This window comes from Phormidesmis sp. 146-33 (genome assembly GCF_052939515.1).
Map to the genome: position 1 here is coordinate 1 of NZ_JBJPHU010000226.1, position 4,208 is coordinate 4,208.

At 49.1% G+C, this 4,208-nt stretch carries 6 protein-coding genes; 1 reads left to right on the forward strand and 5 read right to left on the reverse strand.

Annotated features, from left to right (window positions below):
* Positions 1-245: 245 nt before the first annotated feature.
* Together ACJ2PR_RS35225 and ACJ2PR_RS35230 are read right to left on the reverse strand one after the other, a co-directional pair.
* Positions 246-518, reverse strand: a complete 273-nt coding sequence (locus tag ACJ2PR_RS35225) for a hypothetical protein (protein ID WP_446880544.1) — start codon at positions 516-518, stop codon at positions 246-248.
* Positions 519-543: 25 nt separating this feature from the next.
* Entirely contained in the window at positions 544-1,050 is a 507-nt protein-coding gene (locus ACJ2PR_RS35230; RefSeq protein ID WP_446880545.1) for a GNAT family N-acetyltransferase, read from the reverse strand.
* 606 nt (positions 1,051-1,656) lie between these two features.
* Between ACJ2PR_RS35230 and ltrA the strand changes: the two genes are divergently transcribed.
* A complete protein-coding gene (gene ltrA, locus ACJ2PR_RS35235) occupies positions 1,657-2,991 on the forward strand; it encodes a group II intron reverse transcriptase/maturase (protein ID WP_446880546.1) in 1,335 nt (444 codons plus the stop codon).
* 179 nt (positions 2,992-3,170) lie between these two features.
* Here ltrA and ACJ2PR_RS35240 read toward each other — a convergent pair whose 3' ends face one another.
* The 3 genes from ACJ2PR_RS35240 to ACJ2PR_RS35250 form a co-directional block, all read right to left on the reverse strand.
* On the reverse strand, positions 3,171-3,566 hold the full coding sequence (locus ACJ2PR_RS35240) for an ACP S-malonyltransferase (protein ID WP_446871952.1): 396 nt from the start codon (positions 3,564-3,566) through the stop codon (positions 3,171-3,173).
* On the reverse strand, positions 3,563-3,937 hold the full coding sequence (locus ACJ2PR_RS35245) for a DUF433 domain-containing protein (protein ID WP_446871953.1): 375 nt from the start codon (positions 3,935-3,937) through the stop codon (positions 3,563-3,565). Before ACJ2PR_RS35245 ends, ACJ2PR_RS35240 begins: the two co-directional genes overlap by 4 nt.
* Positions 3,938-4,014: 77 nt before the next feature.
* Positions 4,015-4,208 (reverse strand): hypothetical protein (locus ACJ2PR_RS35250; protein ID WP_446871954.1); only part of this gene is annotated, 194 nt, incomplete at its 5' end.

Sequence of the window (4,208 nt, forward strand, 5' to 3'; positions counted from 1 at the left end):
TGTTTCTGAAGAAGACACAGACGCTTGAACAGGTTCACAATATTATCTGAGCAACTGCCAAGAATTCCTTTTACATAATCTGACAGCTTCTCTTCAATTTTGCTAGGCAGCTTTAGGCGTAGGATACGAACCGATTTGGAACCCATGTCGGTTTAAATCTTGATTGAGTCGTGAAATGTGAATGTAATGCGTCAAATCCTAATATTGGTAAGGTTCTCAACTCTTCTCGCCGAGAACAGCGATCGCTAATGAAGAAGGCGGTAGTGTTGATCGAGGGCTGGGCGGATCTCATTACCCCTGAGCAAACCATCTGCTCGATGTCCGCGCATGGCAACGGGTTTGAAGGTTTCTAGCTCAGTTTGCAAGAAAATCAAGTTGAAACCAGCATCTTGCCGCGAGAGTGACACGAAGCCATCCGCAGACATCTCTTCACTGAAACCAAAATGCTGCTTGACGAACTCAGCCGACGCTGTGACATCATCGACGTTGAGTGAGATAGCGGATGTGGTGATCTGCATCAATCCTCCTCCAAATCAGTGTTATTTAACTTAGCGATCGCGCTTTAACCATCAGTAGCGCTAACCCATCCGGCGTGATCACCTCACCCACATCCACAAATCCGGCTCGTCGATAGCATCGAATTGCCCGCTCATTGTTGGGCGAAGGGTCGGTCTGCACTTTGGTCACTGCCGGATCTTGAAAAAGTTGCTCTACGAAGGTCTGAATCATTGCACGACCCAAACCGCGACCAAGCTGCTCCGAGTTACATGGAAACTGGTCAATGCCTCTCGCGCCCGGATCGGTTTCCTGTTCCCACCACCCATCCCCCGCTCCCATCACGATGTAAGACTGGATAAATCCAATGGGTTCATTCTCAAGTAAAGCAATGTAAGCTTGTGTGGTCGATTCGCTGGTTATAGAAGGTAGATACTCACACTCCACATCGGCGTAAGTTTTAGGATTGTCCCACCATTCTGAGACATGCGATCGATGTAGCCACTCATGTAGCATTGGCAGATCGGAAGCAACCAACGGTCTAAAAGAAATCACTTTGATTGAATCCTCGTTTTAAGAAAATGCACTCTCTCCATCTATCGGCTTAGCTGAGCGGCGACAGATAACCTTTGCATCAACTCACCCGTCCGCTCCAGCGCGTTGTGTACGCCCAGCATGGGTGTGATCTAATGGGGTGAAAGTCCCCTGTGGTGGAACCAGCGTCCAAATGAACCTAAAAGTTCCGAGCGACGATAACCACTAGCTTAAGGCAAGGGTACTCTCGCGAGGGAGGGTCTGGAGGAAGCCAGCGGCAAACCGACGAGCCGACGAACAGAAACGTCATAGAAGGCTGAGACCTCTGGGTGAGTTGGCACAACACAACGAAACCCTCGGTTCAAGGGGCACAGTAAATGACGCGGTTGCGGCGGGACAGATCATGCTCTTATCTGGGGAGGTCTGCCTAACGGCAGTTTGAGGAACTAGGGGAGTCGGACTGAGGGCTGTCTGGAAACGGATAGAGCACCCACCGAACCCTACGGTGGCTCAAACAGCACAGCGAGTAGCAATACTTGATGGGGAGTTAGGCAGAAGTCAGCAGAGTCCATAGTAGTTCCCCCCGTGGGAGCGAAGGGACAAACATGAACGAACTAAGGAGGAGCCATGAACAACTCAAGCTCATCAATGAACCCGGATGGGGGAGATGATGCTTGGCGTGCGGACATCCAGCCAGCCTTAGACAACCTGATGGCACGAATCTTAGAGCGCGACAATGTGAAACGAGCCTGGGAACGAGTGAAATCGAACAAAGGGTCACCCGGCAGTGACGGGATGACCTTAGAAGATTTTCCTGCCTATGCCCGCGAACATTGGCAAGAGATTCGCCAATCCCTGCTTGATGGCAGCTACCAACCCCGTCCAGTACGACGGGTGGTGATTCCTAAGCCGAGAGGCAAGGGAGAGCGAAAATTGGGGGTTCCTTGTGTCGTAGACCGAGTGATCCAACAAGCCATCTTGCAGGTGCTTACGCCAGTTTTTGACCCAGCGTTTTCTGAGTCAAGCTATGGTAGCCGACCACACCGTTCGGCTCATGGAGCGATCCAACAGGTGAAAACGATTGTGAAAGCAGGGTATCGCATTGCGGTTGATCTAGATCTGGAGAAATTCTTCGATACGGTCAATCACGATGTCTTGATGTCTCGTGTGGCTCGAAAAGTTGCTGATAAGGGACTTTTGGGGTTAATTGGTCGTTACCTGAGAGCCGGGGTGATGGTGGGAAGTACTGTTGAACCGACCGCATGGGGCACACCACAAGGGTCTGCGCTTTCACCCTTGTTGTCCAATATCCGATTGGATGATTTGGACAAAGAGCTAGAAGCGAGAGGGCATCGATTTGTTCGCTATGTAGACGACCTAGTAATCTTGGTCAAAAGCAGACGAGCAGGGCGGCGAGTGATGGCTAGAATGAGTGGTTACTTGACCCAAATGCTGAAGCTCAAAGTGAATCGGGAAAAGAGTCGAGTGGTCAAGATTGAGGAGTTGAATTATCTCGGATTTACGTTCCGAGGCATTCGTATCTTCGCCTCTGACCAAGCTTTGCAAGACTTCAAACACCGATTGCGCGGCTTCACGTCTCGCAGTTGGGGAGTCTCAATGAGCGAACGTTTCGAGCGCTTGAACCGATATCTACGGGGGTGGATGAACTACTTCGGCATTTCTCAGCACTACACCCCAATCGAAGAGTTAGATGGGTGGTTAAGGCGACGGATTCGCATGGGCTACTGGAAACAGTGGCGCAGACCGAGAACGCGCATTGCCAACCTACTCAAGTTGGGCACCAGTAAGCGTCATGCGATTTTGACAGGCATTAGTCGTAAAGGCTATTGGCGGTTGTCAAAGACGTTGGCGACGCAAACGGGAATGACGAATGAGTGGTTGGAACAGCAGGGATTATTATCGATTGTGCAACTTTGGAAGAAAGTCCAAGGTTACGCTTAATCATCAGTGTTTGTTTGCTCATCTTCATGAACCGCCCATTGCGGACCCGCATGATGGGTGGTGTGGGAGGGGAGAGTTAATTGCTCTCCTCGACCCGATTGTGCTGCGCTGCTTACCAACAAGTCTGTGGTATCTTCAAAACTGCGCCTTGCAATAATCGCCAAATTGATTGAACCTCGTTATGGAACAAAAAGACGACCAACACCCATCCAGGTTTGGATATCCAACACGATTTCGAGAATGCGGTCAACACAAAGGTTTCGATAAACTCGATCAGCTAAAAATCGATCTGCGTCTCCAATTGTAATGACAGGAAGGAAATCGACTGAGTTCTCTTCTCGAAGAACTTGTTCTAGTGAGTCTTCACCCTTCATACTTCGGTTGGCAGTCAGCAAAATCATCTGATTTGCCTGAGCAAGTCGCCAAACAATTCGATCACTACTATCAATCGATAAATTCATCTCCTTAAAGGTAACAAAGCGAATCGGAAGTAGTTCTAACCAACCCTGACTCGCGATATTGCCCAATAGAATCTCTGCATGTCCCCCCAGGTTGTGATCAATCAAAAAGTTCATGCTTCTAGCTCATGCCTAACTTTCTGCGCCTGAAGTTTTACCCAGAGAGCTTCTTGACCTGGCTTGGGAGATCTCGTTGATGCACGAGCAAGATGTTCACGACTGCGCTCTTCCCAATACTGCCGATTTTCCTCAGCTTGTTTTAGAACCAGTTGATACTCTGCTTCAACTTCAGGGCGATTTGCTTCAATGTATGATAAAGCAGCGTTAATCTGCTCCTCTGTTAAATCAAATAAGGAGCGAATAAACTTTGAGGGATACTGAGCCGTTACATAGTCCATCACGTCGTAGAGGGTGATGCGAGTGCCAGAAATTGTCAGCCCTCGCTCTGTACGAATGATGGCTGGTTGGTGGTGGGATACTGAAGTCATATCCATAGCCTCTGAAGCTGTCTAGAAAGCAACACCATTGTAACTCATAAATCTGAGGTGATGAACTTTGCCAACTATTAGCGGATCTCATCTGCTCCATTTTGCTCCTCTCCTAGAGCACGCTTAAAGCGTTCGAGGTAGTCTTGAACTGCCACGGGTCGAACAATGATGTCAGATGCATTAGAACGCAATTTCTTAATTTCAATCAGCCTGCTAAGGGGCTTGCGGAGAAATAAACTCCCAGTCATTCTAGAAGCAAGCAGAAACGCGG

Bases quoted from the DNA above. Each gene is read 5' to 3' on its own strand.
- ACJ2PR_RS35225 (WP_446880544.1), bottom strand. From the start codon at position 518: ATGCAGATCACCACATCCGCTATCTCACTCAACGTCGATGATGTCACA.
- ltrA (WP_446880546.1), top strand. From the start codon at position 1,657: ATGAACAACTCAAGCTCATCAATGAACCCGGATGGGGGAGATGATGCT.
- ACJ2PR_RS35240 (WP_446871952.1), bottom strand. From the start codon at position 3,566: ATGAACTTTTTGATTGATCACAACCTGGGGGGACATGCAGAGATTCTA.
- ACJ2PR_RS35245 (WP_446871953.1), bottom strand. From the start codon at position 3,937: ATGACTTCAGTATCCCACCACCAACCAGCCATCATTCGTACAGAGCGA.